Origin of the sequence: Serratia sp. CY29653 (genome assembly GCF_052169255.1) — a bacterium.
Classification (GTDB): Bacteria; Pseudomonadota; Gammaproteobacteria; order Enterobacterales; family Enterobacteriaceae; genus Serratia; species Serratia sarumanii.
Window position 1 is genome coordinate 2,769,100 of record NZ_JBJNLC010000001.1, and the last position, 26,449, is coordinate 2,795,548.

General features: G+C 61.5%; 25 protein-coding genes. 7 read left to right on the top strand and 18 right to left on the bottom strand.

Annotated elements, in window-relative coordinates:
- Positions 1-13: 13 nt before the first annotated feature.
- The 8 genes from nqrM to ACJ8HN_RS13465 are packed head-to-tail and all read right to left on the bottom strand — an operon-like array spanning position 14 to position 7,123.
- Positions 14-241: a (Na+)-NQR maturation NqrM gene (gene nqrM / locus ACJ8HN_RS13430; protein ID WP_004930244.1), complete on the bottom strand. Its 228-nt coding sequence runs from the start codon at positions 239-241 to the stop codon at positions 14-16.
- Positions 242-248: 7 nt separating this feature from the next.
- Complete coding sequence (locus ACJ8HN_RS13435; RefSeq protein ID WP_442523527.1) at positions 249-1,280, bottom strand: FAD:protein FMN transferase; 1,032 nt, start codon at positions 1,278-1,280, stop codon at positions 249-251.
- Positions 1,281-2,504 carry an NADH:ubiquinone reductase (Na(+)-transporting) subunit F gene (gene nqrF / locus ACJ8HN_RS13440; RefSeq protein WP_033637209.1) on the bottom strand — a complete coding sequence of 408 codons (1,224 nt, stop codon included), beginning with the start codon at positions 2,502-2,504 and terminating at the stop codon, positions 1,281-1,283.
- Between the two features lie 15 nt (positions 2,505-2,519).
- On the bottom strand, positions 2,520-3,116 hold the full coding sequence (gene nqrE / locus ACJ8HN_RS13445) for an NADH:ubiquinone reductase (Na(+)-transporting) subunit E (RefSeq protein WP_004930235.1): 597 nt from the start codon (positions 3,114-3,116) through the stop codon (positions 2,520-2,522).
- Positions 3,117-3,122: 6 nt separating this feature from the next.
- Entirely contained in the window at positions 3,123-3,752 is a 630-nt protein-coding gene (locus tag ACJ8HN_RS13450; RefSeq protein ID WP_033653338.1) for an NADH:ubiquinone reductase (Na(+)-transporting) subunit D, read from the bottom strand.
- Complete coding sequence (locus tag ACJ8HN_RS13455; RefSeq protein ID WP_015376731.1) at positions 3,745-4,539, bottom strand: Na(+)-translocating NADH-quinone reductase subunit C; 795 nt, start codon at positions 4,537-4,539, stop codon at positions 3,745-3,747. The genes ACJ8HN_RS13450 and ACJ8HN_RS13455 overlap by 8 nt, the downstream gene beginning before the upstream one ends.
- The gene (locus ACJ8HN_RS13460; protein WP_033637208.1) at positions 4,529-5,770 is read right to left on the bottom strand and encodes an NADH:ubiquinone reductase (Na(+)-transporting) subunit B; all 1,242 of its coding nucleotides are present in this window, start codon (positions 5,768-5,770) and stop codon (positions 4,529-4,531) included. The genes ACJ8HN_RS13455 and ACJ8HN_RS13460 overlap by 11 nt, the downstream gene beginning before the upstream one ends.
- A 3-nt stretch (positions 5,771-5,773) precedes the next feature.
- Complete coding sequence (locus tag ACJ8HN_RS13465; protein WP_039567060.1) at positions 5,774-7,123, bottom strand: Na(+)-translocating NADH-quinone reductase subunit A; 1,350 nt, start codon at positions 7,121-7,123, stop codon at positions 5,774-5,776.
- 552 nt (positions 7,124-7,675) lie between these two features.
- Here ACJ8HN_RS13465 and dpaA point away from each other — a divergent pair.
- A complete protein-coding gene (gene dpaA, locus ACJ8HN_RS13470; protein ID WP_033637205.1) occupies positions 7,676-8,446 on the top strand; it encodes a peptidoglycan meso-diaminopimelic acid protein amidase in 771 nt (256 codons plus the stop codon).
- Here the strand turns inward: dpaA and ACJ8HN_RS13475 are convergent.
- Both ACJ8HN_RS13475 and lpcA read right to left on the bottom strand, forming a co-directional pair.
- A complete protein-coding gene (locus ACJ8HN_RS13475) occupies positions 8,381-9,184 on the bottom strand; it encodes a class II glutamine amidotransferase (RefSeq protein ID WP_025301665.1) in 804 nt (267 codons plus the stop codon). The two genes, dpaA and ACJ8HN_RS13475, sit on opposite strands and share 66 nt — an antisense overlap.
- A 97-nt stretch (positions 9,185-9,281) precedes the next feature.
- The gene (lpcA, locus tag ACJ8HN_RS13480; protein ID WP_004930220.1) at positions 9,282-9,863 is read right to left on the bottom strand and encodes a D-sedoheptulose 7-phosphate isomerase; all 582 of its coding nucleotides are present in this window, start codon (positions 9,861-9,863) and stop codon (positions 9,282-9,284) included.
- Positions 9,864-10,109: 246 nt separating this feature from the next.
- Between lpcA and fadE the strand changes: the two genes are divergently transcribed.
- Both fadE and ACJ8HN_RS13490 read left to right on the top strand, forming a co-directional pair.
- The gene (gene fadE / locus ACJ8HN_RS13485) at positions 10,110-12,566 is read left to right on the top strand and encodes an acyl-CoA dehydrogenase FadE (RefSeq protein ID WP_033649924.1); all 2,457 of its coding nucleotides are present in this window, start codon (positions 10,110-10,112) and stop codon (positions 12,564-12,566) included.
- Positions 12,567-12,856: 290 nt separating this feature from the next.
- Positions 12,857-13,009 carry a Hok/Gef family protein gene (locus ACJ8HN_RS13490; RefSeq protein WP_004930217.1) on the top strand — a complete coding sequence of 51 codons (153 nt, stop codon included), beginning with the start codon at positions 12,857-12,859 and terminating at the stop codon, positions 13,007-13,009.
- Between the two features lie 73 nt (positions 13,010-13,082).
- Here ACJ8HN_RS13490 and mtnK read toward each other — a convergent pair whose 3' ends face one another.
- Positions 13,083-14,282, bottom strand: coding sequence for an S-methyl-5-thioribose kinase (mtnK, locus tag ACJ8HN_RS13495; RefSeq protein ID WP_442523528.1), 1,200 nt, complete (start codon positions 14,280-14,282; stop codon positions 13,083-13,085).
- Between the two features lie 146 nt (positions 14,283-14,428).
- Here mtnK and mtnA point away from each other — a divergent pair, with 146 nt between their 5' ends.
- On the top strand, positions 14,429-15,457 hold the full coding sequence (mtnA, locus tag ACJ8HN_RS13500) for an S-methyl-5-thioribose-1-phosphate isomerase (RefSeq protein WP_442523529.1): 1,029 nt from the start codon (positions 14,429-14,431) through the stop codon (positions 15,455-15,457).
- A 17-nt stretch (positions 15,458-15,474) separates the two neighbouring features.
- On the opposite strand, the gene ACJ8HN_RS13505 is transcribed toward mtnA, so the two are convergent.
- Genes ACJ8HN_RS13505 through ACJ8HN_RS13515 form a run of 3 tightly spaced genes read right to left on the bottom strand, consistent with a single transcriptional unit; the run spans position 15,475 to position 17,314 of the window.
- Entirely contained in the window at positions 15,475-16,017 is a 543-nt protein-coding gene (locus ACJ8HN_RS13505) for a 1,2-dihydroxy-3-keto-5-methylthiopentene dioxygenase (protein WP_087763213.1), read from the bottom strand.
- Positions 16,014-16,703 carry an acireductone synthase gene (gene mtnC, locus ACJ8HN_RS13510; protein WP_442523530.1) on the bottom strand — a complete coding sequence of 230 codons (690 nt, stop codon included), beginning with the start codon at positions 16,701-16,703 and terminating at the stop codon, positions 16,014-16,016. Before mtnC ends, ACJ8HN_RS13505 begins: the two co-directional genes overlap by 4 nt.
- On the bottom strand, positions 16,700-17,314 hold the full coding sequence (locus ACJ8HN_RS13515) for a methylthioribulose 1-phosphate dehydratase (protein ID WP_060427838.1): 615 nt from the start codon (positions 17,312-17,314) through the stop codon (positions 16,700-16,702). Before ACJ8HN_RS13515 ends, mtnC begins: the two co-directional genes overlap by 4 nt.
- Positions 17,315-17,478: 164 nt before the next feature.
- Here ACJ8HN_RS13515 and ACJ8HN_RS13520 point away from each other — a divergent pair, with 164 nt between their 5' ends.
- The gene (locus ACJ8HN_RS13520) at positions 17,479-18,639 is read left to right on the top strand and encodes a pyridoxal phosphate-dependent aminotransferase (RefSeq protein WP_039567062.1); all 1,161 of its coding nucleotides are present in this window, start codon (positions 17,479-17,481) and stop codon (positions 18,637-18,639) included.
- Entirely contained in the window at positions 18,627-19,400 is a 774-nt protein-coding gene (locus ACJ8HN_RS13525; protein WP_442523531.1) for an amidohydrolase, read from the top strand. Before ACJ8HN_RS13520 ends, ACJ8HN_RS13525 begins: the two co-directional genes overlap by 13 nt.
- Here ACJ8HN_RS13525 and hpxK read toward each other — a convergent pair.
- From hpxK to ACJ8HN_RS13545, 4 genes are all read right to left on the bottom strand, one after another.
- Positions 19,392-20,645, bottom strand: coding sequence for an allantoate amidohydrolase (gene hpxK / locus ACJ8HN_RS13530; protein WP_442523532.1), 1,254 nt, complete (start codon positions 20,643-20,645; stop codon positions 19,392-19,394). The genes ACJ8HN_RS13525 and hpxK overlap by 9 nt on opposite strands.
- Positions 20,642-21,886, bottom strand: coding sequence for a pyridoxal-phosphate-dependent aminotransferase family protein (locus ACJ8HN_RS13535; protein ID WP_442523533.1), 1,245 nt, complete (start codon positions 21,884-21,886; stop codon positions 20,642-20,644). Before ACJ8HN_RS13535 ends, hpxK begins: the two co-directional genes overlap by 4 nt.
- Positions 21,887-22,094: 208 nt before the next feature.
- Positions 22,095-22,934, bottom strand: coding sequence for a MurR/RpiR family transcriptional regulator (locus ACJ8HN_RS13540; RefSeq protein ID WP_033653349.1), 840 nt, complete (start codon positions 22,932-22,934; stop codon positions 22,095-22,097).
- Between the two features lie 136 nt (positions 22,935-23,070).
- Positions 23,071-23,949: a siderophore-interacting protein gene (locus ACJ8HN_RS13545; RefSeq protein WP_041033385.1), complete on the bottom strand. Its 879-nt coding sequence runs from the start codon at positions 23,947-23,949 to the stop codon at positions 23,071-23,073.
- 229 nt (positions 23,950-24,178) lie between these two features.
- Between ACJ8HN_RS13545 and ACJ8HN_RS13550 the strand changes: the two genes are divergently transcribed.
- Positions 24,179-26,419, top strand: a complete 2,241-nt coding sequence (locus ACJ8HN_RS13550; protein WP_197772392.1) for a TonB-dependent siderophore receptor — start codon at positions 24,179-24,181, stop codon at positions 26,417-26,419.
- Positions 26,420-26,449 lie beyond the last annotated feature (30 nt).

Genomic DNA, 26,449 nt, shown 5'->3' on the forward strand with positions numbered 1-26,449 from the left:
GTTTTCGCTACAGCTACAGAATGCGGTGCTTGTCCAGCTGCTCGCGCCGCTGCGCCGCTTTGGCTTCGCGCTTTTTGCGCGCATCGCAAGGCTCCGGGCAGTCGCAGACTTTCTCCATCCCCAATGCGGTGATGCCGCCGCAGCTGCCCTGCAGGCTTTTGCGTTTGAACACGTAACCCAAAGACATCCCGCCGACGATCAGCAGGAATAACACGAAGGTGGCGGCGAATACCGTCAACATAGCAACCTCACGAACGCTTTTTCAGGTAGGGTTTGAACGCGTCGGAATAGCGCTCCTCAAACCCGTCGGCGGTTTTCACGATCATGAACACCGGAATGCCGAGCAGATTGGCCAACGCCATGCCGCGCTCCGGCCCCATCACGTTCAGGCCGGTGGACAGGCCGTCGGCGGTCATACAGGTCGGGCTCAGCACGGTGATCGACACCAAACGGTGGTTGATCGGCCGGCCGGTGATCGGATCGATGGTATGCGAATAGCGCACCCCGTCCTGCTCGAAGTAGTTGCGATAGTCACCCGAGGTGGCGATCGACATCTCCCCCGGCTGGATCACCAGCTGCGCCTGCTGCTGCGTACCGGCGGTCGGACGCTCGATGGCGATACGCCACGGCTTTTGCTCGCCGTTGCGCCCGCGGGTGCGAACTTCACCGCCGATATCCACCATGTAGTCTTTCACGTGTTGCGATTGCAGGTACTCCGCCACCACGTCCACGCCGTACCCTTTGGCGATCGACGACAGGTCGACATACAGCTCGGGGATGCTTTTCACCAGCGCGCTGCCCTGCACCGACAGTTTTTCGGCGCCGGTCCAGGCGCGGCGATGCGCCAGCTCCGCCTCGCTCGGCACTTTATCCGGCCGCCCTTCCGGGCCGAAGCCCCACAGGTTGACCAGCGGCCCGACGGTCACGTCCAGCGCGCCATCGGTCACGCGGTTGATGCGCAGCGCTTCGCGCACCACCTTGGCGGTCGCCGGCGAAACCGGGAACGGCCGGTCAATATCGCGGCTGGCGTTGAAGCGGCTCAGCTCGGAGTCCGGCCGGTAGGTGGACATCTGGTCGTTCACCTGTTCCAGCCGTTTGTCGATCTCCGCCTGCATCTCGCGCGCCGACGGCGTATCGTCGCCGGCCACGTAACGGATCGAATACGAGGTGCCCATGGTTTTACCCGTCAGATCCACCTGTTCCGGCCCGCAGCCGGTCAGCAGCAGGGTGGCGCTCAGCGCCACGCCCGTCAGCCAGTTCTTCATCGCCAATGCGCGCATTTAGCCACCAAAGTCATCCAGCATGATGTTCTCGTCTTCGACGCCCAGATCTTTGAGCATCTTGATCACCGCGGCGTTCATCATCGGCGGCCCGCACATGTAAAACTCGCAGTCCTCCGGCGCCGGGTGATTCCTCAGATAGTTCTCCAGCAGAACATTATGGATAAAGCCGGTGTAGCCGGTCCAGTTATCTTCCGGCTGCGGATCCGACAGCGCCACGTGCCAGGTGAAGTTGTCGTTCTCCGCCTGCAGCTGGTTGAAGTCGTCTTCATAGAACATCTCGCGCAGCGAACGCGCGCCGTACCAGAAAGTGATCTTGCGCTTCGAGTTCAGGCGTTTGAGCTGATCGAAGATGTGCGAACGCATCGGCGCCATGCCCGCGCCGCCGCCGATGAAGATCATTTCGGCGTCGGTCTCCTTGGCGAAGAATTCACCGAACGGCCCGGAGATGGTCACCTTGTCACCCGCCTTCAGCGACCAGATATAGGAAGACATGATGCCCGGCGGCACGTCCGGGTTGTTCGGCGGCGGCGTGGCGATACGCACGTTGAGCATGATGATGCCCTTCTCTTCCGGGTAGTTGGCCATCGAGTAGGCACGCACCGTGGTGTCGTTCACCGTCGAGCGGTAGCGGAACAGATTGAACTTGTCCCAGTCGCCGCGATACTCCTGCGGCACGTCGAAGTCGGCGTAGCTGATATCGTGCGCCGGCGCTTCGATCTGGATGAAGCCGCCCGCGCGGAACGGCACGTCTTCGCCATCCGGGATCTTCAGCTTCAGCTCTTTGATAAAGGTGGCTTTGTTATCGTTGGAGATAACCTCGCACTCCCATTTCTTCACGCCGAAGATCTCTTCCGGCAGCTCGATCTTCAGGTTCTGCTTCACGTTCACCTGGCACGCCAGGCGGCAACCCTCTTTCGCTTCGCGCTTGTTGATGTGCGAGAGCTCGGTCGGCAGGATATCGCCGCCGCCCTCTTTGATCACCACCCGGCACTGGCCGCAGGAACCACCGCCGCCGCAGGCCGAGGAGACGAAGATCCCCTGGCTGGAGAGCACGTTGAGCAGCTTGTCGCCCGCCGGCGCATGGAAGCTCTTATCCAGATCGCCGTTGATCTCCACCGCGATGTCGCCGGTGTTCACCAGCTTCGATTTGGCGAACAGGATCAGCAACACCAGCACCATCACGATGGTGGTGAACATTGCTACGCCTAAAATAATTTCCATAAATTCTTCCCGCCTTTACAACTGAACACCGGAGAAGGACATGAAGCCCAGCGCCATCAGTCCGGTGGTGATAAAGGTAATGCCCAGGCCGCGCAGCCCCGCCGGCACGTTGGCATACTTGAGTTTCTCGCGGATCCCCGCCATGGCGACGATCGCCAGCATCCAGCCGGTGCCGGAGCCGAAGCCGTACACCACCGATTCGGCGAAGTTATAGTCGCGCTGCACCATGAAGGACACGCCGCCGAAGATGGCGCAGTTCACGGTGATGAGCGGCAGGAAGATGCCGAGCGCGTTATACAGCGACGGGAAGAAGCGATCGAGGATCATCTCCAAAATCTGCACCAGCGCCGCGATCACGCCGATGAAGGTGATGAAGTTGAGGAAGCTCAGATCGACGCCTTCCACCAGCGCGCCGTCGCGCAGGATCAGGTTGTAGACCAGGTTGTTCACCGGCACCGAAATGCCGAGCACGATGGTCACCGCGATGCCCAGGCCAAAGGCGGTCGAGACCTTCTTCGAGACCGCCAGGAAGGTACACATCCCGAGGAAGAACGCCAGCGCCATGTTCTCGACGAACACCGCGCGCACAAACAGGCTGATATAGTGTTCCATCGGCCTTTACTCCTTTTCGATCTGCGCCGGCTTCAGGGTGCGCAGCACCCAGATCAGCAGGCCGATGATGAAGAACGCGCTCGGCGCCAGCAGGAACAGGCCGTTCGGCTGGAACCAGCCGCCGTTCTGCACCGTTTCCAGCACCGGGACGCCGAACAGCTTGCCGGAGCCAATCAGCTCGCGCAGGAAACCGACCAGCACCAGGATCACCCCGTAGCCCAGCCCGTTGCCGATGCCGTCCATAAAGCTCTCGATCGGCGGCGACTTCATGGCGTAAGCCTCGGCGCGCCCCATCACGATACAGTTGGTGATAATGAGTCCAACGAACACCGACAGCTGCTTGGAGATCTCGAACGCGTAGGCGCGCAGCAGCTGATCGACCACGATCACCAGCGAGGCGATGATCGCCATCTGCACGATGATGCGCACGCTGTTGGGAATATGGTGACGGATCAGCGAGATGAAGAAGCTGGAGAACGCCGTGACCAGCGTCACCGCAATGGTCATCACCACCGCCGTCTCCAGCTTGGTGGTCACCGCCAACGCAGAACAGACGCCCAGCACCTGCAGGGCGATCGGGTTATTGTCGAACAGCGGCCCCAGCAGAACCCGCTTTATCTCTTTGGAATCAGCCATTTTTCAGCGCTCCTTCACGAACTTTTTTCAGGAACGGGCCGAAGCCGTGCTCGCCCAACCAGAAATCAAACGTATGCTGCACGCCGTTGGAGGTCAGCGTGGCACCGGACAGGCCGTCCACCCCATGCACATCCCCCTGACGCGCGCCGCCTTTCACCACGCGGATCGCCGGCTGGCCGTTGTCGTCGAACAGCTGTTTGCCGACCCACTGCTGGCGCCAGGACGGGTTCTCGACCTCGCCGCCCAGCCCCGGGGTTTCCCCCTGGTCGTAGTAGGTGATGCCCTTGACCGTGTTGCCGTCATTATCCAGCGCCACGAAGGCGTACATCATCGACCACAGACCGGTGCCGTATACCGGCAGCACAATCTTGTTCACCTGGCCGCTTTCGTCGCGCACCAGGTAGATTTCCGCCTGGTTGCTGCGGCGCTTGATGCCGGCCGGATCGTCGCCCGCCGCCAGCGCCACGCTTTTGGCGTCGTCGCGCAGCGCGGCGCCCAGATCGAACGCCGCCGCCTTGCCGGCGACAAACTCGCCGCTGTTCAGATCCACCAGGCGCGGTTCGATGCGCTCGCTGTACAGGCGCTTGACCTGCTCGCTCTCCATTTTCGGCTGCAACAGGCCGGCTACGTCGAGAATATTGCGCTGCTTGTCGAGCAGCTTTTGCTCCTGCTGTTTGGACTTCAGGCCGACGGCGGAGCCCGCCACCACCACTGAACACACCAGACACAGCAGCAGCACTACCAGCAGCGTTTTACCGATGCCGTCGTTTTTCGCTTCATTCGCCACGGGCTTTTCTCCGCTTGATGTTGGCCTGCACCACCAGATAATCGAACAGCGGTGCGAACAGGTTGGCGAACAGGATCGCCAGCATCATGCCTTCCGGATAGGCGGGGTTGACCACCCGGATCAGCACGCACATCACGCCGATCAGAATGCCGTACCACCATTTCCCCTTGTTGGTGAAGGAGGCGGAAACCGGGTCGGTCGCCATAAAGATCATGCCGAAGGCGAAACCGCCCAGCACCAGATGCCAGTACCACGGCATGGCGAACATCGGGTTGGTATCGGAACCGATGGCGTTGAACAACAGGGCGGAAGCCACCATGCCGAGCATCACGCCGGCGACGATGCGCCAGGAAGCCACGCGGCCGAACAGGATAATCGCCCCGCCGATCAGGATCATCAGCGTGGAGACTTCACCGACGGAGCCAGGGATGTTGCCGAGGAAGGCGTCCATCCAGCTGATGGACTGGCCGGTAGCCACGTTGCTCAGGCTGTGCGCCCCGCCTGCGCTCCACTGCGCCAGCGGCGTCGCGCCGGAGAAACCGTCCGCGGAAGTCCACACCAGATCGCCGGAGATCTGCGCCGGATAGGCGAAGAACAGGAAGGCGCGGCCGGCCAACGCCGGGTTGAGGAAGTTGCGCCCGGTGCCGCCGAAGATCTCTTTGGCCACCACCACGCCGAAGGTGATGCCCAGCGCAGCCTGCCACAGCGGCAGGGTCGGCGGCACGATCAGCGCGAACAGGATAGAGGTGACGAAGAAGCCTTCGTTGACCTCATGCTTGCGGATAATGGCGAACAGCACTTCCCAGAAGCCGCCGACGACAAACACCACGGCGTAGATCGGCAGGAAGTAACAGGCACCCAGCACCATCTTGCTGACCCAGCCGGCGTCGGCGGCCAGCGAGGCGCCGAGCCACTGCGCCAGGCGATAATGCCAGTCGCCCGCCAGCACCTGTTGCAGCTCGTCGCCGCTGTACAGATGGTGCAGCGCCGGGATCGCCTGTTGGCCGACGTTGTACATGCCCCAGAACATCGCCGGGAACACCGCCAGCCACACCAGGATCATCATGCGTTTCAAATCGATGGCGTCGCGCACGTGCGAAGCGCCGCGCGTCACCGTGCCGGGGGTGTAAAACACCGTGGTAGTCGCTTCATACAGAGGGTACCACTTTTCCAGTTTGCCGCCCGGCGTGAAGTGATGCTCTATCTTCTCAAAATAATTCTTCAGGCCCATCGGTTATCCTTCCTGCTCAATCTTGGTCAGCACCTCGCGCAGCACCGGCGCGTACTCATACTTGCCGGGGCAAACGAAGGTGCACAGCGCCAGATCTTCCTCGTCCAGCTCCAGACAGCCCAGCGCCTGCGCGCTGTCGCTGTCGCCCGCCAGCAGATCGCGCAGCAGCAGCGTCGGCAAAATATCCAGCGGCATCACCCGCTCGTAGTTGCCGATCGGCACCATGGCGCGTTCGCCGCCGTTAGTGGTGGTCGAGAAGGCGAACAGTTTGTTCTTCAGGAAGTGGCCCAGCGTGGTGCGGGTAATGGAGAACTTGTTCGGCGAAGGCACGATCCAACCGAACAGCTCTTTGTCGCGCCCTTCTTCCAGCACCGACACCTGCGAGTGGAAGCGGCCGAGCCAGGCGTTCGGCCCGGTGGCGTGCATGCCGTTCAGCACCGAACCTGAGATCACCCGATTCTCGCCGTTTTTCAGGCGGCCGGCGGTCAGCTCATCGAGGCTGGCCCCCAGGCGGGTGCGCAGCAGCGCCGGCTGCGCCACCTGCGGCCCGGCCAGCGCCACGACCCGGCGGGTATCGAGCTGACCGGTGGTGAACAGCGTGCCGATGGCGATGACGTCCTGATAGCCGATGTGCCAAACGGTTTTCTTCAGGCTGACCGGTTCGAGGAAGTGAATGTGGGTGCCCACCAGCCCGGCGGGATGCGGGCCGGCGAATTCGCTGTAGGCGATCTGCGGGCCGCTCTGCTGGCCAACGGAGGCGCCGGCGGCGTGGCATACGTGCACCTTGCCCGCCGTCAGGCGCGCCAACACCACCAGCCCGGCGTTGAACGCCGCCTGCTGCTCGGCGATGATCACCTGCGGATCGGCGGCCAACGGCCGGGTATCCATCGCGGTGACGAAAATGGCGCGCGGTTCGCTGCCGGGGCTCGGCGTTTTGCTGAACGGACGGGTGCGCAGCGCGGTCCACAGGCCGCTGGCGATCAGTTCGCTCTCGACCTGTTCGCGCGGCAACTGGGCCAGTTCACCCAGCGGGTAATGCGCAAACTCGAGCTGGTCATCGCCGCCGTTTTCCAGCGCAATCACCACCGATTGCAATACGCGCCGCTCGCCGCGGTTAATCGCGGCGATGCGGCCGCTGGCGGGAGCCGTGAAGAAAACCCCGGGGTTTTTCTTATCTTCGAACAACGCCTGGCCTTTCTTAACGGTATCGCCTTCCTGCACCAGCATGGAGGGACGCATTCCGACATACTCTTCCCCAAGCAGGGCGACATGCTGAATGTTCGGGCCGTCTTGGATCGCCTGAACCGGGGCTCCGGCTATCGGCAGATCTAACCCTTTTCTGATCTTAATCATAGGATTTATACGATGTAGTTTGGTTTACACGTCTGCCCGGCCCCAGAGGCGGGTGCTGACGATGCCAGGATTGCCGGGCAGTGCGCATGGCGGCACGCCCAACATGAACTTTCTCGCAGTGAAAAACTGGGGTAACGCGCATTCCCTTGATTCCCCCTTTCCGTTGTTAGCGCGACGGTCGATATGTTAACGGCCTGTAGCCAAATAACCATCAAAATGGCCGGGTTATATGCCATAACTCCTACCGCTTCAATCGCCACAGCGCGTTAAATTGAAGGGGGAATATTAACATTGTTCGCAACATTGTTCTGCGTTCCGTCGTGACTTGGGTCAAGCAAACGCAATTAAATTTCGCCTGTTTTTCACTACTTATCGTTAAAATCTGCCGGTCATTTCACTTTTATCGAGCTTTGTCGTTTTTTTATACATATCACGTATTGCTAAAAATAAACGCGCTGGTAATCTGGCGGTGTTTTGCAGCAGTAAAAACAATATCAGTGGCATGCCGACCAACGTCATTGCGCCGGCAAATAAATATAAGCAGGAATAATAATGAGCAAAATCGCGCTGTTGTTTGCGATGCTTGTTTCTATGCCGATGATCACGGCCTGCAGCGCCAGCGAGCAGGTACCCGAAGCGCCGGTAGTTAAACAGCAATTATTGGGTTCGCCGGTCTATATTCAGATCTTCAAAGAGGAACGCAAGCTGGAATTGTATGCCAAAATGGGCAATGAATTCCGCCTGGTCAACACGTTCCCGATCTGTAATTTCTCCGGCGGGCTGGGTCCTAAACGCCGTGAAGGCGACTTTAAAAGTCCGGAAGGCTTTTATAGCGTTGACGCGCGCCATCTGAAACCCGACAGCAAGTATTATCGGGCGATCAATATCGGTTTCCCTAATGATTACGATAAGTCGCAGGGCTATTCCGGCGCTTATCTGATGATCCACGGCGAATGTAAATCGATTGGCTGTTACGCGATGACCAACACCTATATGGACGAGATCTATCGCTACGTCGAAGCCGCCTTCGCCTATGGCCAAAGCCGCGTCAACATCAGCATTTACCCGTTCCGCATGACCGAGCAAAACCTCAAGCGCCATGCATCATCCAGCTATATCGCCTTCTGGCGCCAGCTGAAGCCGGGCTACGATTACTTCGCGAAGAACCACCAGCCGCCGACAATGGGCGTGGTCAATGGCCAGTACGTTTTGGGTCAACCGCTGATGAGCAGCGGCGGCATGATGACGCAGTACGCGTCAGCCAGCCCGACGCCCAACACCAATCCCTTCGCTCAGAACAAGCCGCTCACCGAAGTGAAATAACGCGAACTCGCCTGGCTCAATCTTGTGCCAGGTTTCGTTGGCGGTCAGCGGTTGGGTGGCGATCACCGTGACCACATCGTTCGGTGTGGTCTGCTGCTGAAAATCGATTTCCACGTCCTGATCGAGCAGCGTCGCCTTGCCGAACGGCGCGCGGCGCGTGATCCAATACAGGTTGGTGGAACAATAGGCCATCACGAAGCGCCCGTCCGACAACAGCATGTTGAACACCCCCTTCTTGCGCAGCTGGTTCGCCAACAGGCCGATATAGCGGAAAACCGCCGGCCATTGGCTCGGGGTGCGCGGGTATTTCAGCGCCAGCTGATGCAGCAGCCAGCAGAACGCGTATTCGCTGTCGGTCTGGCCGACCGGGCGAAACGTGCCGGTATCCAGCTGACGATAGCCTTTCAATTGGCCGTTGTGCGCGTAGGTCCAGTTGCGGCCCCACAGTTCGCGGGTGAACGGGTGGGTGTTTTCCAGCGCCACCTCGCCGCGATTGGCCTGGCGAATATGGGACACCACCGCGCAGGATTTGATCGGATAGTCCTGCACCAGGCGGGCGATCGGCGAGTTGAAGCTCGGCTGCGGATCCTTGAATGTGCGGCAGCCGTTCCCTTCATAGAAGGTAATGCCCCAGCCATCCTTATGCGGCCCGGTGCGGCCGCCGCGCTGTACCAGGCCGGTAAAGCTGAAGCAGATATCGGTCGGTACGTTTGCGCTCATCCCGAGCAGTTCACACATCGCCAGCACTCCTTAACCACACTGACACAGGCTGTGCGGGCGCAGCATGCGGCGCCCGCAGTCTTATTCATGGGGAGCCGCAGCTCCCCGCAGGCTATCAAGCCTTAACCATCTCTTTTTCGATCAGCTGAATCAAGATGTGAATCGCTTTAATGTGGATTTCCTGAATGCGGTCGGCGTAGCCGAAGTGCGGCACGCGAATTTCCACATCGGCGGAACCCGCCATCTTGCCGCCGTCCTTGCCGGTCAGGGTGATCACTTTCATCCCCTTGGCGCGCGCCGCGTCGATGGCTTTGATGATGTTGCCGGAATTGCCGGAGGTGGAAATGCCCAGCAGCACGTCGCCTTCGCGGCCTACCGCTTCCACATAGCGAGAGAACACGTACTCATAGCCGAAGTCGTTGCTGACGCAGGACAGGTGGCTCACGTCCGAGATGGCAATCGCCGGGTAGCCCGGGCGGTTTTCACGGTAGCGGCCGGTCAGCTCTTCGGCGAAGTGCATCGCGTCGCAATGGGATCCGCCGTTGCCGCAGGAAATCACTTTACCGCCGGCTTTGAAGGAATCCGCCAGCAGCACCGCGGCGCGTTGGATGGCGTCGATGTTGGCGTCGTCATTGATAAATTTCGCCAGGGTATCAGCCGCTTCGTTCAGTTCACTGCGAATAAGGTCGTGGTACATGAGGAACCTCTTGTTATCGTCAAATCTTCCGCTCCGCAGTGTACCGGATCGCGGAAACAGCGAGAAGCATTCTCAGCCAAACAGCGCGCCGGTTAAGGAAGCGGAGAGGTTTTTGATGATTGGTGCTGTCAGTTTGTGACCTGAGTTGTAATTAAACTGTAAACGCATTGATAAAAATTCTGCCTTGTACTAAAACCTATTACATACACACAACAGGTCAGACCTCTTACTACTTCGGAGCTTCTTATGATGGTTCTTAGTATCGTCGTTTTCCTGGCTCTCCTCGGCGTGGTGTTCTACCACCGAGTGAACCTTACCCTCAGCAGCCTGATCCTGGTGGCGTACACCGCCGCCATGGGTGCGATCGGCCTGTGGAGCTTCTGGCTGTTGCTGCCGCTGGCTATCGTGCTGCTGCCGCTGAACCTTTCCTCTGTGCGCCGTTCCCTGCTCTCCGCGCCGGCGCTGCGCGCCTTCCGCAAGGTGATGCCGCCGATGTCCACCACCGAGAAGGAAGCGATCGACGCCGGCACCACCTGGTGGGAAGGCGATCTGTTCCGCGGCGCGCCGGACTGGAACAAGCTGCACAGCTACCCGAAACCGCGCCTGACGGAAGAAGAGCAGGCGTTTATCGACGGCCCGGTGGAAGAAGCCTGCCGCATGGCCAACGACTTCCAGATCACCCACGAACTGGCCGATCTGCCGCCTGAACTCTGGGCATACCTGAAAGAACACCGTTTCTTCGCGATGATCATCAAGAAAGAGTACGGCGGTCTGGAATTCTCTCCTTATGCTCAGGCGATGGTGCTGCAAAAACTGGCCGGCGTTTCCGGCATCCTGGCGATCACCGTCGGCGTGCCGAACTCCCTCGGCCCGGGCGAACTGCTGCAGCACTACGGTACCGAAGAACAGAAAAACCACTATCTGCCGGGCCTGGCGCGCGGCGACGAGATCCCTTGCTTCGCGCTGACCAGCCCGGAAGCGGGTTCCGATGCCGGCGCCATTCCGGACGTGGGCACCGTGTGCATGGGCGAATGGCAAGGCAAGCAGGTGCTGGGCATGCGCCTGACCTGGAACAAGCGCTACATCACGCTGGCGCCGGTCGCCACCGTACTGGGCCTGGCGTTCAAACTGCATGACCCGAACCGCCTGCTGAGCGACAACGAATCCCCGGGCATCACCTGTGCGCTGATCCCGACCAGCACGCCGGGCGTGGAAATCGGCAACCGCCACTTCCCGCTGAACGTGCCGTTCCAGAACGGCCCGACCCGCGGCACCGACGTGTTCGTCCCGATCGATTACATTATCGGCGGCCCGAAAATGGCCGGCCAGGGCTGGCGGATGCTGGTTGAGTGTCTGTCGGTCGGTCGCGGCATCACCCTGCCGTCCAACTCTACCGGCAGCCTGAAATCCATCGCCCTGGCGACCGGCGCCTACGCGCACATTCGCCGTCAGTTCAAGATCTCCATCGGCAAGATGGAAGGCATCGAAGAGCCGTTGGCGCGCATCGCCGGCAACACCTATGTGATGGACGCCGCCGCTTCGCTGATCACCTATGCGCTGGTGCAGGGCGAGAAGCCGGCCGTGCTGTCGGCCATCGTCAAATACCACTGTACGCACCGCGGCCAGCAGTCGATCGTTGACGCCATGGACATCGCCGGCGGTAAAGGCATCATGCTGGGCGAATCCAACTTCCTGGCTCGCGCCTATCAGGGCGCACCGATCGCCATCACGGTGGAAGGCGCGAACATCCTGACCCGCACCATGATGATCTTCGGCCAGGGCGCGATCCGCTGCCATCCTTATGTGCTGGATGAAATGGCGGCGGCGCAGAGCAACGATCTGAACGCCTTCGATAAATCGCTGTTCGGCCATCTGGGCCACGTCGGCAGCAACAAGGTACGCAGCTTCTGGCTGGGCCTGACCAACGGCCGCACCAGCGCCACGCCGACCAAGGACGCGACCCGTCGTTACTATCAGCAGTTGAACCGCCTGAGCGCCAACCTGGCGTTGCTGTCGGACGTTTCCATGGGCGTGCTGGGCGGCAGCCTGAAGCGCCGCGAGCGCATCTCCGCTCGCCTGGGGGACATCCTCAGCCAGATGTATTTGGCTTCCGCCGTGCTGAAACGCTTTGACGACGAAGGCCGTCAGAAAGAAGATCTGCCGCTGGTGCATTGGGGCGTGCAAGACAGCCTGCATAAAGCCGAACAGGCGCTGGATGACCTGCTGCGCAACTTCCCGAACCGCTTTATCGCCGGCGCGCTGCGCTTCGTGGTCTTCCCGTTTGGCCGCGTGCATACCGCACCGTCCGACCGTCTGGATCACCAGTTGGCCAAGATCCTGCAGGTGCCTTCCGCCACCCGCAGCCGTCTGGGGCGCGGTCAGTACCTGACGCCGAGCGAGCATAACCCAATCGGCCTGCTGGAAGCGGCGCTGGCCGACGTGATGGCCGCCGAGCCGATTCACGAGCGTCTGTGCAAGGCGGCCGGCAAAAATCTGCCGTTCACCCGCCTGGATCGTTTGGCGGAGCGCGCGCTGGAAGAAGGCAAGATCAGCGCCGATGAAGCGAGAATTCTGGTGAAAGCCGAAGAGAGCCGCCTGCGCTCCATCAACGTGGACGACTTTGCGCCGGATGCGCTGGCGGCCGCCAAGCCGGAAAAGCCGGCGGCGCAGTCTAAGCGCCAACAGCAGACCGAAGCGGCTTAGCGCCAATTCGAACTTCACGCATCCAAGGGGCGATCATCATCGCCCCTTTTTCTTTTGCTTTCATGACAAACTGCGCACCGCGCCGCAGGTTGGCGCAGCGGCGGATTTCACGGGAAGGAAGTTCGAGTAGACTGCGCAGCGGGTGCTCTGGATCTTTCTGTCCGGAGCCTTGGCAAAGGAGAGAAAGAGAAAGGCCCCGAGTCGATATTATCAACCCGAGGCCACTCTGATGCCCAACAACATCAGGTTAGCCTCTTACCCGCCGCAAGGCAAGGATAGGGAGGTCAAAAATGCAGCAAAAACGGGTCGTACTTAAGCTGGTGATCGTCTGTATGACGCTGATCGCGTTCATCTGGCTAACCCGCGGTTCGCTGTGCGAACTGCGCATCAGGCTGGGAGACTCGGAGGTTGCGGCCACTTTGGCTTACGAATCCGAACGGTAAGGCAACCCAACGGCGGGGTTCGCCCCGCCCGTTGGCTGATGGTGTCAGGCAAGATCCACGAGCACCCGCCTTTTCAGCCCTGCTGACGAATGCGCGCCAACAGGGCATCAATATGCTCGATCTGCGGCGCATTGACGATCAGCGTGCGCCCCAATCCCAGCGCATGGCGCTGGCAGTCGAGGCGCATATCGGCGTCGGCGATGCTGTCCAGATCGGCGACGTGCGCCAGGCCGATGGTGCGCCGAATCAGTTCGGTGCCGCAGTACCCGACCGCATCGGTCCAGACCTGTTGCAGGAACAGCTCGGCGTAACCCGGCGTCGCCAGCGCCGCATCCCGGCTTTGCTGATGGCACAAAGCCAAAAAGCGATCGGCGAAGATCAGCCATAGCTCGCGCACATCCTGCAGGCGCTGCTCGCGCCCGGCGGCGGCGTCGCGCGGCCCGAACAGCCCTGGCAGCCCGCAATAGTTGAGCAGCAGGTTGCCTAACGCAGTACCGATATCGAAACCGATCGGGCCGTAGAAGCCGAATTCGGCGTCGATCGCTTTCAACCGGCCTTCCGCCACGAAGATCGAACCGCTGTGAATATCCCCGTGCAACAGCGCCTCTGCCTTGGTGAGGAAGCGATGTTTCAGGCCGGCGACCGCCAGCTTCAGCGGCGCATCCTCGCGCAGCGCCTGCACCTGCGGCAACAGCGCCAGCTCGAACTGATTGCGCTCATGGTCGATATAGGGATCGGTAAAGAACAGGTCTTCGGTGATCTGGCACAGCTCGGGGTTGGTGAAACGTCTGACTTCCGCCTTCTTCTGCTGCGCCGACTGATAAAAATCGGAGGTGTGGAACAGCGTCTGCGCCAGGTATTCCGCCAACTGCCCGGCCGCCAGCGGGTGATAGTTGCCCTGCACCAACTCACTGCGCCAGATGCGATGATCGGAGAGATCTTCCTGCACCATCACCGCCAATTCGGGATCGTGATGCAAGACTTTTACCGTATGCCGCGGGCAGAAACCGCCGTGAACCCGCAGCGTTTCCGCTTCGATGCGCGCCCGATCCAGCGTCAGCGGCCAGGATTCGCCCACACAGCGCACGTAGGGCAGCGCCTGTTTGACGATCACCCGGCTCACGCCTTCGCGATCGCGGATCTTGAACACCAGGTTCAGGTTGCCGTCACCGATCTCGTCGGCGCTCACCAGCGCCTGCGGATCGGCCACCTGCCCGTATTGGCGGGCATATTCAACGGCATCGGCAGCCGTAAACGTACGATAAAGCGACATTCCCCAACCCCTCTGTTCTCTCTCACTGACCCCAGCGATTCTGTTTATTTAGACGCAAAAGCATTTGGACGTCTATACATCTGGAAGTCATGTTGGCAGAATAGCGTTTCAGATGCAATAACCACGCAACAAGGAATTAACCGCCGATGCAAGCGCTTAACACCACCAGCTTGACCCTGCAGGACAACCGCCTTTGGATCCTCGATCAGCAAGCCCTGCCGCAGGAAAAGCGGTGGCGCGCCTGCGACAGCGTGGAGGAATTGGTCGGGCACATTCACAGCCTGCGGGTGCGCGGCGCGCCGCTGATCGGGCTGTCCGCCAGCCTGCTGCTGGCGCTGCTGGCGGAACGCGGTCTGCCGCGCGCCGAGCTGGAGCGGGCGCTGCACACGCTGCGCGCCGCTCGCCCGACGGCGGTCAACCTGATGAACAACCTGGATCGCATGAAGCTGGCGCTGGCCGAGCCTGACTGGGCGCCGGCGATGGTGAACGAAGCGCTGCGGCTGGTGGAAGAGGATCGCCGGCTGTGCGATCGCATCGCCGATCACGGCGCTGGGCTGGTCAAGCCCGGCAGCCGCCTGCTGACCCACTGCAATACCGGCGGATTGGCCACCGCCGGCGTCGGCACCGCCATCGGCGTGCTGCTGCACGCCCACCGGCAGGGCAAAGTGCAACAGGTATGGGTCGATGAAACCCGGCCGCTGCTGCAGGGCGGCCGTCTGACCGCCTGGGAATTGGGCGAGCTGGGCATTCCCTATCGCCTGATCTGCGATTCGATGGCCGCCAGCCTGATGGCGCAGGGCCAGGTCGATGCGGTATGGGTCGGCGCGGATCGCATCGCCGCCAACGGCGACGTTGCCAACAAGATTGGCACCTACAGCCTGGCGGTGCTGGCGCACTATCACGGCATCCCGTTCTACGTGGCCGCCCCGCACACCACCCACGATCCGCACTGCCCGGACGGCGCAGCCATCCCGATCGAGCAGCGCGCGGCGGCCGAAGTCACCGGCGTTTCAGGTAGCTTCGGCGCCTGCCAGTGGGCGCCGAACGATGCGCCGGTCTACAATCCGGCGTTCGACGTCACGCCGGCGAAGCTCATCAGCGGATGGATATTCGACAGCGGCGTGATTACGCCGCAGCAGGTTGAAGCGGGGATTTTCCGGCGGGCGCTGGGGTAACGCCCGCGGGTTGACGCTCAGTCCAGACGTGGATAGTCATCGGCGATCTTGTCGCCGGTGAAATGCGCCACCCAGCCTTCCGGGTTGTCGAACACCCGGATCGCGGTGAAATGCGGGGCCGATCCCATATCGAACCAGTGCCGGGTGTTGGCCGGCACCGAGATCAGATCGTTCTTTTCGCACAGGATCTGGAAGATCTTGCCGTCCAGATGCAGGCAAAACAGCCCTGCGCCTTCGACGAAAAAGCGCACTTCATCTTCGCCGTGCGTATGTTCGGACAGGAATTTTTCACGCAGCGCCTGGCGCTGTTCATGGTCCGGCCGCATGCTGATCACGTCCCAGCTCTGGTAACCCTTTTCCGCCACCAGCCGGTCTATCTCATGCTGGTAGGCGGCGATCACCGCCTCCGGCTGCGGGTTGTCGCCCAGCTCGCGATCCGCCTGCCAGCGCTCAAAGCGCACGCCGATTTGCGCCAACTGCCGCTGGATCTCCTGTGCATCGCGGCTCTGCCACAGCGGCTGCTGCGGCGCTTTATCGCTGAAAATGGTCAATCCACTCATGAGACGAACTCCCCTAAATCGATACGATCAAAACGGTTAACCTGCGGATGCCGGCTCAGGTCGTCCGTGTCATCGCGGATCAGATGACAGGTATGCCAGCCGGCGGCCTGCGCCGCATCCAACTCCTGGTGGATGTCGGACAAAAACAGCAGCTCGTCGGGCGCGATGCCGATAGCCTGCGCGATGTTGCGGTACGATGCGGTTTCACGCTTGGCGCCGACGTGCGTATCGAAATAGCCGCTGAACAGCGGCTGCAGATCGCCCGCGTCGCTGTGGCCGAACAGCAGCTTCTGCGCCTCCACCGAACCGGAGGAATAGACGTAAAGCTTCACCCCCTGCCGCTGCCAGGCGGCCAACTGCCCGGCGACTTCCGGATACAGATGCCCACGGAAGTCCCCTTCGCGGTAGCCGCTGCGCCAGATGATGCCCTGCAGCGCCTTGAGTGCGGTGGATTTGCGGTCTTCATCCATAAAGCGGTACAGCGCGGCGATCAGCACGTCGAGATCGGCCTGCGGTTGGCCAATTTCAGCGCGCAGCGCCGCCAGCGGTGCGGCGACTTCGCTCTCAGCGGCATGGCGGCGCACAAAATCCGCCAGCCGTTCGCGGGCGTAAGGAAACAGTACCTGATGCACGAAGCGAATATCGCTGGTGGTGCCTTCTATATCGGTCACGATGGCGCGGATCATTTCGCCTCCAGTAAGCGGCGTTGCAGTTCACACTGGAACAAGAATTCCAGCCCTTCAAGATGGCGGCGGGCTTCCGCTACCTGGCTTCCCCAGCAATACAGACCGTGGCCGCGCACCAGAAAGCCGTATTGCAGCGGCGTGGCCTCGGCATAGGCCGCCACGCGCGCCGCCAGCCGAGGGATATCCTGATCGTTGTCGAAAATGGGGATCGCCACGCTGTCCAGGTGGCTGCGCTGGCCGGCCAGCGACTTCTGCATTTCGTACCCCTGCAGCACCAGCGCATCGCCGCGTTCCACCCGCGACAGGACGGTAGCGTTGACGGAATGGGTATGCAGCACCGCGCCGATATGCGCAGACAGGCGATAGAGCAGCGTATGCAGCCCGGTCTCCGCCGACGGCGTGCGACCGCTCGGCACATGATTGTCGGCAATATCCACCCGCAGAAAATCGGCGGCGCTCAGGCTACCCTTGTCTTTGCCGGACTCGGTGACCAGGCACTGACGTTCGTCCAGGCGCAGCGACATGTTGCCGCCGGTCGCCGGGCACCAGCCTTTGTCGCCAATCCAGTGGCAGGCCGCCAGCAATGCGGTAAGTTGCGGATTCTCCGTCATTATTATCGTTTCCCGTTTGGTAAGGCGGCCGGCAGATGAGGCTTGGCCTGCCGCATGGCGGGCTAAGCACTTTTTCGCATTTAGCCATCTAAGCGTCTTGATTGCCAAATACTAGCATCGTGTTATATTGACGGCAATATAAGCGCCAGGAGTATTCACCCGCTATGAGCACTTCCGCATTGATTCCCGAAAGCAAACTGCCCTCACTGGGCACCACCATCTTTACCCAGATGAGCGCGCTGGCGCAGCAGCACCAGGCGATCAACCTGTCGCAGGGCTTCCCCGATTTCGACGGCCCGGACTACCTGAAAGAACGCTTGGCCTGGCACGTCGCCCAGGGCGCCAACCAATATGCGCCGATGACCGGCGTGGCGCCGCTGCGCGAAGCCATCGCCGACAAAACCGCCGAGCTGTATGGCTGGCAGCCGGACGCCGGCAGCGAAGTGACCGTCACCGCCGGCGCCACCGAAGCGCTGTTCGCCGCCATCAGCGCGCTGGTGCGCCCCGGCGACGAGGTGGTCTGTTTCGATCCGAGCTACGACAGCTATGCGCCGGCGGTGACGTTGGCCGGCGGCATACTCAAACGCATCGCCCTGCAGCCGCCCGCGTTTGCCGTGGATTGGCCAGCGTTCGCCGCCGCGCTGTCGCCGCGCACCCGCCTGGTGATCGTCAACACGCCGCACAACCCGTCCGCCACCGCCTGGCAAGCGGAAGACATGCAGCAGCTGTGGCACGCTATCGCCGAACGCGAAATCTACGTGCTCAGCGACGAAGTTTACGAACACATCTGCTTCGCCAAAGGCGGCCACGCCAGCGTGCTGGCCCACCCGCAGCTGCGCCAGCGCGCGATCGCGGTGTCCTCTTTCGGCAAAACCTTCCACATGACCGGCTGGAAAGTGGGTTATTGCGTGGCCCCCGCCGCGCTGAGCGCCGAGGTGCGCAAAGTGCATCAATACCTGACCTTTTCGGTCAATACCCCGGCCCAGCTGGCGCTGGCGGATAGCCTGCGCGCCGAGCCGGAGCACTGGCGACAGCTGCCGGCGTTCTATCGCGCCAAACGCGACCGCTTTGTGCAGGCGCTGGCGAGCAGCCGACTGGAAATTTTACCCTGCGCGGGTACATACTTCTTGCTGGCGGACTACGGCGCCATCTCCGATCTGGACGATGTGGCGTTCTGCCATTGGTTAACCGAGCACGTGGGCGTGGCGGCCATTCCGCTGTCGGTCTTCTGTGCCGATCCTTTTCCCCATAAATTGATCCGGCTGTGCTTCGCTAAACAGGACGCCACGCTGGATGCAGCTGCGGAGCGGTTATGTCGACTTTAAAAATTACCCTGTTGCAGCAACCTTTGGTCTGGCGCGACGGCCTCGCCAATCTGGCCGCTTTCGACGCGTTGCTGGCGCCGATCGTCGGCCGCGATCTCATCGTCTTGCCGGAGATGTTCACCACCGGCTTCGCCATGGATGCCGGCGAGAGCGCCCTGCCCGAACAGCAGGTGATCGACTGGCTGCACGGTTGGGCGGTGAAAAGCCACGCGTTAATCGGCGGCAGCGTGGCGCTGAAAACTGACGAGGGTGCGGTCAACCGTTTCCTGCTGGTGGAGCCGGGTGGCCAGGTACATGCCTATGACAAACGCCACCTGTTCCGCATGGCCGGCGAACATCTGCACTACCAGGCCGGCAACCGGCGTGAAATATTCGAATGGCGCGGCTGGCGCATCCTGCCACAGATCTGCTACGACCTGCGTTTCCCGGTTTGGGCGCGCTATCAGCAGGATTACGATCTGGCACTGTACGTCGCCAACTGGCCGGCGCCGCGCAGCAGCCATTGGCAAACGCTGTTGGCGGCGCGGGCGATTGAAAACCAGGTGTACGTGGCGGGCTGCAACCGGGTGGGCGACGATCCCAACGGCCTGAGCTACAGCGGCGACAGCCTGATCATCAGCCCTCAGGGCGAGATCCTGGCGAATGCGGAGCCCGGCGCGGCCACGCGGCTGGACGCCGAGCTGTCGCTGGAAACCCTGCAGAGTTACCGCAGCGCCTTCCCGGCCTGGCGCGACGCCGACAGCTTTCTGCGTTTAGACTGACTCCCCCTTTTCCCAGCCGGCGATCGTCAGGCAATAGGCCTGGATCGCCAGCGCCACGTCCGCCTGCCGCACCGCTTCGGCCGGATGATGGCTGACGCCGCCGGCGCAACGCACGAACAACATGCCGACCGGCCAGTGCGCCGCCACGGCGATGGCGTCGTGCCCGGCACCGCTCGGCAGCGCCAGGCTCCGTCCCTGTACCTGCTCGACGGCCGCCTGCCAGCATTGCTGCAGATCGCTATCACAGGCGGTGGCGTCAATGCGGTAAAACTCCTCGCTGGCGAAGCGCACGCCGCGGCGCGCGCAGATCGTCTGCGTCTGCGCCAGCAACGCCGTCAACAGCGCCGCCAGCGGCGCATCCTGCGGGCCGCGCACGTCGAGCGTCAATCGCACTTCACCGGGGATCACGTTGACCGCGCCCGGCAGGCATTCAATACACCCCACGGTGGCCACCAAATGCGGATCGGCGGCGCGGGTCAGCGTTTCGACCGCCATCATCCATTCCGCTGCGGCCGCCAACGCGTCTTTGCGCTGCCCCATCGGCACCGTGCCGGCGTGGCCCGCCTCGCCGCTGAAAGTGCAGTTAAGCCGGCGCGCGCCATTGATCGCCGTCACCACGCCCAGCGCCAAATCGACCGCCTCCAGACATGGGCCCTGTTCGATATGTAATTCGAGATAGGCGCGAATTTCGTTTGGTGCGCGACGCGCCTGCGCGATCGCCGCCGGATCCAGCCCAAAGTCGTGCATGGCCTGCGCGATGCTCACGCCATCGGCATCGGTACGCGTCAGCCACTCTGCGGGCCACTGGCCGGTCAGGCCGCGGCTGCCGAGCAGCGTGACGCCAAAGCGCGCGCCCTCCTCGTCGGCAAAGCCGATCACCTCCAGCGCCAGCGGTAATCGATGCCCCTGACGGTGATAGTGCGCCACCGTTTCCAGCGCTGTGAGCACGCCGAGCATGCCGTCATAGCGCCCGGCATTACGCACCGTGTCCAGATGCGAACCGAGCAGCAGTGCGGAGGCGCCGGGCGTTAGCCCTTCATAACGGCCGCAGATATTACCGACGCTGTCCTGCCAAACCTGCATGCCGCTCTCACGCATCCACTCCCCGACCAGGCGATTGGCGCGCTTATGTTCGGCAGAGAGATAAAGACGCGTCAGCCGATCGGGCTCTGCGCTGATCGCCGCCAGCTCGTCACAGCGCGCCATCACCCGTGCGGCAGCCTGCTGCGCCTCCAGCGGCGTCATCCACGCTTGCCTGCGTCATAAACGTTCCAGGCGGCCTGCAACGCCTCGCCCTGCTTGCTGGCGAAGCCGAGACGGTTCAACACCGCCTCCAGCGCCGCCAGCGTTTGCAGCACGCAATCTTTGCGCGCGTTGTAGCCCATGGTGCCGATACGCCAGATCTTGCCCTGCAGCGGGCCGAACGAGGTGCCGATTTCGATGCCAAAGTCGTTCAGCATCATCTGCCGCACCTGTTCGCCGTGCACCTGCGGCGGGATCATCACGCCGAGCACGTTATTCATGCGGTGTTCGAGATCGCCGAACACCGCCAGCCCCATGCCCCGGATGCCCGCCAGCATCGCCGCGCCATGCAGCCGGTGGCGGGCGATGGCCTGATCCAGCCCTTCTTCAAGGATCACCCGCGCACATTCGCGTGCTGCGAACAGCATGCTGGTGGCTTCGGTATGGTGATTCAGGCGTTCCGGTCCCCAATAATCCATGATCATGCCGATGTCGAAATAGTTGGAGTAAATCATCTCGTCGTCGCCGTCGGCATGCTCGGCGGTGCGGATCCCCGCCTCCACGCATTTACGGCGGCGCACCGCCTCTTCAAACTGCGGGCTGAGGGTGACCGGCGAACTGCCGGAGGGGCCGCCCAGGCACTTCTGCAGCCCGGCGGAGACCGCATCCAGCCCCCAGACATCGGTCTCCAGCGGATTGCCGCCGAAGGAAGCCGTCGCATCGGTATAGAACAGCACGCCGTGGCGGCGGCAGATATCGCCCAGCTCATCCAGCGGCTGCAGCATGGTGGTGGAGGTGTCGCCCTGCACCGTCAGCAGCAGGCGCGGGCGCACTCGCTTAATCGCGTCTTCGATGCGATCGGCGCTGAACACCTCGCCCCACGGCGCCTCAATCGTGTGCACCTCGGCGCGGCAGCGGCGGGCAATCTCGCACAGCAGATGCCCGAAACGGCCGAAGACCGGCACCAGCACCTTATCGCCCGGCCGAATGGCGGAAACCAGCAGCGCCTCGATACCGGCGCGCGAGGTGCCGTCCACCAGCATCGTCCAGCGGTTTTCGGTGCGGAACAGCGCACGATACAGCGCCATAACCTGATTCATGTAACCGGTCATCGCCGGATCGTACTGGCCGATCAGCTGGCTCGACATGGCGCGCAGCACGCGCGGATCGGCGTTGATCGGCCCCGGCCCCATCAGCAGGCGCGCCGGCGGGTTAATCTGATCGAATTGCGAGATATCCAACATGTTCATTCCCTGTCAGCTTAGTAAGTTATTGAGTTATGCCTTCAGCGTCGACATGACGTTTGTTTGCTGCCCAACAGCCTACTCCCGATAGGAATTCAGTTGAAACAAAAGATTCTTATGATCAATTAATGAAACCAAAGTAACACAATAAGGTGACCGATCCGCCTTAAACGGCGGAAGGTGCAGGAAGGGAAATGACCTGCCGCGCTTAACGCAGCTCCAGTTCGTCCAGCGCCTGGAACAGTTCGGCGACGTGATGAATACGCTGCCGCCCCTGCGCCAGCCGCTCATGCAGCAACGCATTGCTGAGCAGGCTGGCCAGGCTCATGGCGGCGGCATAGCTGTCGAACGCCGACACGCTGTCGAGCGGCACGGTCAAGTGCCAGTTGGCCAGTGGGAACAACGCCTGCGCCTGCGGTTCGCAGATCAGCAACGTCGGCACCCCGCGGCTTTGCAACAGCGCCAGCAGCGCCTTTATCTGGCGCGGCCGGCGACGGAACGCCACCACCACCGCCATGTCCTGCGGCGTCAGCCCCGCCAGATCTTCCGCCAGCGTTTGCCCCGGCTGCGGCGCCAGCAGCACCTGCTCCCGCACCTGCATCAGCTGCTGGCGCAGGTGCATCGCCACCGGATAGCTGTTGCGCAGCCCCAGCAGCATCACGCTTCGCGCCTGCGCCAGTGCGGCGATCGCCGCGCTGAACTGTACCGCATCGATCTGCTTTACCCAGCGGGTGAGATTGGCCATTTCCTGCTTACAGTGCCGCGCCAACAGCGTATCGCCCTGCACCGCATCGCGGCTGTCGGTCAGCGGCATGCCGCTTTGGCGCAGGGTGCGCAGCTCATCGCGCATGGCGCGGTAGTTGGGGTAGCCCAGCCGTTTGAACAAGCGGCTGACCGTGGCTTTGGAAACGCCACTCAGGCGCGCCAGCTCGGCGCTGTTGTAACCGATCAAATCGTCATAGTGATCGAAAATGAAGTCGGCCACCCGCTGCTCCTGCGGTGTCAGCTGTGGGTAGTCGCGGCGCAGGCGTTCGTCGAACCGTTGCATTATCGTTCTCGCTGTAACCTTCGTTTCAGCGGAACATAACACGGTCGAACTACCCGCTGGCAAGCGATTATTCGTTGAGGGGGAATAGCAGCGGCATGCCCTGCTCCCACGTTAATGCCGAAAAAGGGCCGCGCGTTCAGCACCAATAGGCCATGAAGTTGACGGTAGCGCGATCCAGATCGCGTTCGCCGATCAGATAACGCCGCAGCGTTTTCACCGTGGAAGACTCGGCCGCCACCCAGGCATAAAAAGCGTTACCGCCGGCCGCCCGCTCCCAAAGCACCTCATCGCTCAGGCTGCTTTCCGCCAGGGACTGCGCCTGCGCACACGCCGACGCGGGGATATCGACCCGCTGGCGCACCGCCTCCACCAGCAGCGTACCGTGCGCCAGTTGGCGGCCCACGTCACGCGGCAGCCAGTAAACCTCGGCGAACGGGAAACGGGCCAAATCCAGGCAATCCCCCGCCACCGGCACTTCGAAGAACGCCTGCACCCGCGGCGGATTGGCCTGCTGCGCCAGCTGCTCCAGAATGCCCATCGCCGCCGGCACCGCCGTCTCATCGGCGATCAACAGCGCCTGCTGCAACTGCGCCGGCGGCGCCCATTCGTAGCCGCCGCTGTCGCCGCCGAACTCGCCGTTGGGCGCGACCGTCTGAATGGCGTCACCCGGCTCGGCGTGGGTCGCCCAGGCGGAAGCCGGGCCGTTCACACCATGCAGCACGAATTCGACGTCCATCTGATTCTGCTCACGGCGCAGCGCACGCAGCGTATAGGTGCGCATCACCGGCCGTTGTTCTTTGGGGATCGCCATGTAATCGCCGTACCAATCCGGGCCGTTGGCCAACTGCGGGCTCTGGCCGTCCGCCGCCGGGAACAACAGTTTGATGCGCTGATCCGGCGCTTCAAGCTTCATCCGATGAATATCCGCACCTTCAAACACGCAGCGCACCAGCGAAGGTGAAATCAGCGTTTTGCTTTTCAGGGTGATATCAAAAATTCTGTAGCTGGCGGACATGTTCTCGATTCTCCGGCAACGCTATCGCTTACGCGTATGGCCGATCGGCTGCCGTGTTGACGGCGTGGGGTGCTCGATCGCGCAGTGGGTAAAATGTTAATAAAAATAATTAATTACGTTAATGTATCGCAAAAAATCATATCATGATTTTATTGATAACAAGAAACGTTATTGATAAAAGAAGCATTCTCAAAAATAGAGTAATAACAAAATCACCTGGGAAATAACGATGAAACGCAAACACCTTTGGGTATTGAACCCTTGTCTGCTGGCAATGCTTGCGCCGGCGGCTTGGGCAGAAGATCAGAAAACCAGCAACGAAGAGCAGTTGGTGGTCTCCGCCAGCCGTTCGCACCGCAGCGTGGCGGAAATGGCGCAGACCACTTGGGTCATCGAAAGCCAGGAGATCGAACAGCAGGTCCAGGGCGGCAAAGAGATAAAGGACATGTTGGCGCAGCTGATCCCCGGCATGGACGTCAGCGGCCAGGGCCGCACCAACTATGGCATGAATATGCGCGGCCGTTCGATGATGGTGATGATCGACGGCGTACGCCTGAACTCATCGCGCAGCGACAGCCGCCAATTGGATTCTATCGATCCGTTCAATATCGATCATATTGAGGTGATTTCCGGCGCGACCTCGCTGTACGGCGGCGGCAGCACCGGCGGCCTGATCAACATCGTCACCAAAAAGGGGCAACCGGAACCGCAGGTCGAGTTGCAGCTCGGCGGTAAAACCGGCTTTGGCGGCCATAACGATCACGACGAGAACGTGGCGGCGGCGGTCAGCGGCGGCAACGACAACGCCTCGGGGCGCCTGTCCGTTTCTTACCAGCGCTACGGCGGCTGGTATGACGGCAAAGGCAACGAGGTGCTGATCGACAACACCCAAACCGGCCTGCAGTATTCCGATCGCCTCGACGTGATGGGCACCGGCACCCTCAACATCGACGATCATCAACAGCTGCAGCTGACCACCCAATACTACAAAAGCCAGTCCGACGGCGACCACGGCCTGTTCCTGGGAGAAAACTTCGCGGCGGTGACCGGCAACGCCAAGGCCTACAACAGCGGTAGCTTAGATTCCGACCGCATCCCCGGCACCGAACGCCATCTGATCAACCTGCAATATTCCAACACCGATTTCCTCGGCCAGGATCTGGTGGCGCAGGTCTACTACCGCGACGAAACCCTGACCTTCTACCCGTTCCCGACGTTGGCGGGCAAAGCGCCGAACTATTACGTCAGCAGCATTGGCGCCTCGCAGCAAAAAACCGACTTCTACGGCGGCAAACTGACGTTAAACAGCAAACCTGTCGACGCGCTGACGCTGACTTACGGCATCGACGCCGAGCATGAGAGCTTCAACGCCAACCAACAGTTCTTTAACCTGGCAAAGGCGCAACAGTCCGGCGGCATGACGCTGGAGAACGCCTACAGCACCGGCCGCTACCCGAGCTATACCACCAGCAATCTGGCGTCGTTCCTGCAGGCCAGTTACGACATCAACCCGATCTTCACCCTGAGCGGCGGCGTGCGTTACCAGTACACCGAAAACAAAATCGACGACTTCGTCGGCTATAACCAGCAGCAGGCGATCGCTACCGGCGCCGCCGCCTCCGCCGACGCCATTCCGGGAGGGAAAACCGACTACAACAATGCGCTGTTCAACGCCGGCCTGTTGGCGCACCTGACCGAGCGCCAGCAAACCTGGTTCAACTTCTCTCAGGGCTTCGAGATCCCGGATCCGGGCAAGTATTACGGCAACGGCACCTACGCGCTGAACGGCGGCCACTACCAGCTGCTGAAAAGCGTTAACGTCGGCGATTCCAGGCTGGAAGGCATCAAGGTCAATGCTTACGAGCTGGGCTGGCGCTATACCGGCGATAACCTGCGCACGCAAATCGCCGCCTACTACTCGCTGTCCGACAAGAGCATCGCCATCAACAAAACCGACATGACCATCAACGTCAATGCGGATAAGCGCCGCATCTACGGGGTGGAAGGTGCGGTGGATTATTTCTTTGAAGACAGCGACTGGAGCGCCGGCACCAACTTCAACGTTATCCGTTCCGAAACCAAAGTCAACGGCGAATGGAAGAAGCTGGTGGTGGATACCGCCAGCCCATCGAAAGTCACCGCCTATGTCGGCTGGGCGCCGGGCGACTGGAATCTGCGCTTACAATCGCAGCAGACCTTCGACGTGTCGGACGACGGTGATTACACCAAGGCCAATTCCACTCAGGGCCGCAAGATCGATGGCTACAACACCCTCGATTTCCTCGGCAGCTATGCCCTGCCGGTGGGGAAAATCAGCTTCAGCGTGGAAAACCTGCTGGACAAGGAGTACACCACCGTTTGGGGCCAACGCGCGCCGATACTGTACAGCCCAACCTACGGTTCGCCTGAGCTGTACAGCTATAAAGGCCGTGGACGTACCTTCGGCTTGAACTACTCGGTGTTATTCTGAGGATAAGGGGCCGGTCTGCCGGCCCCGTTC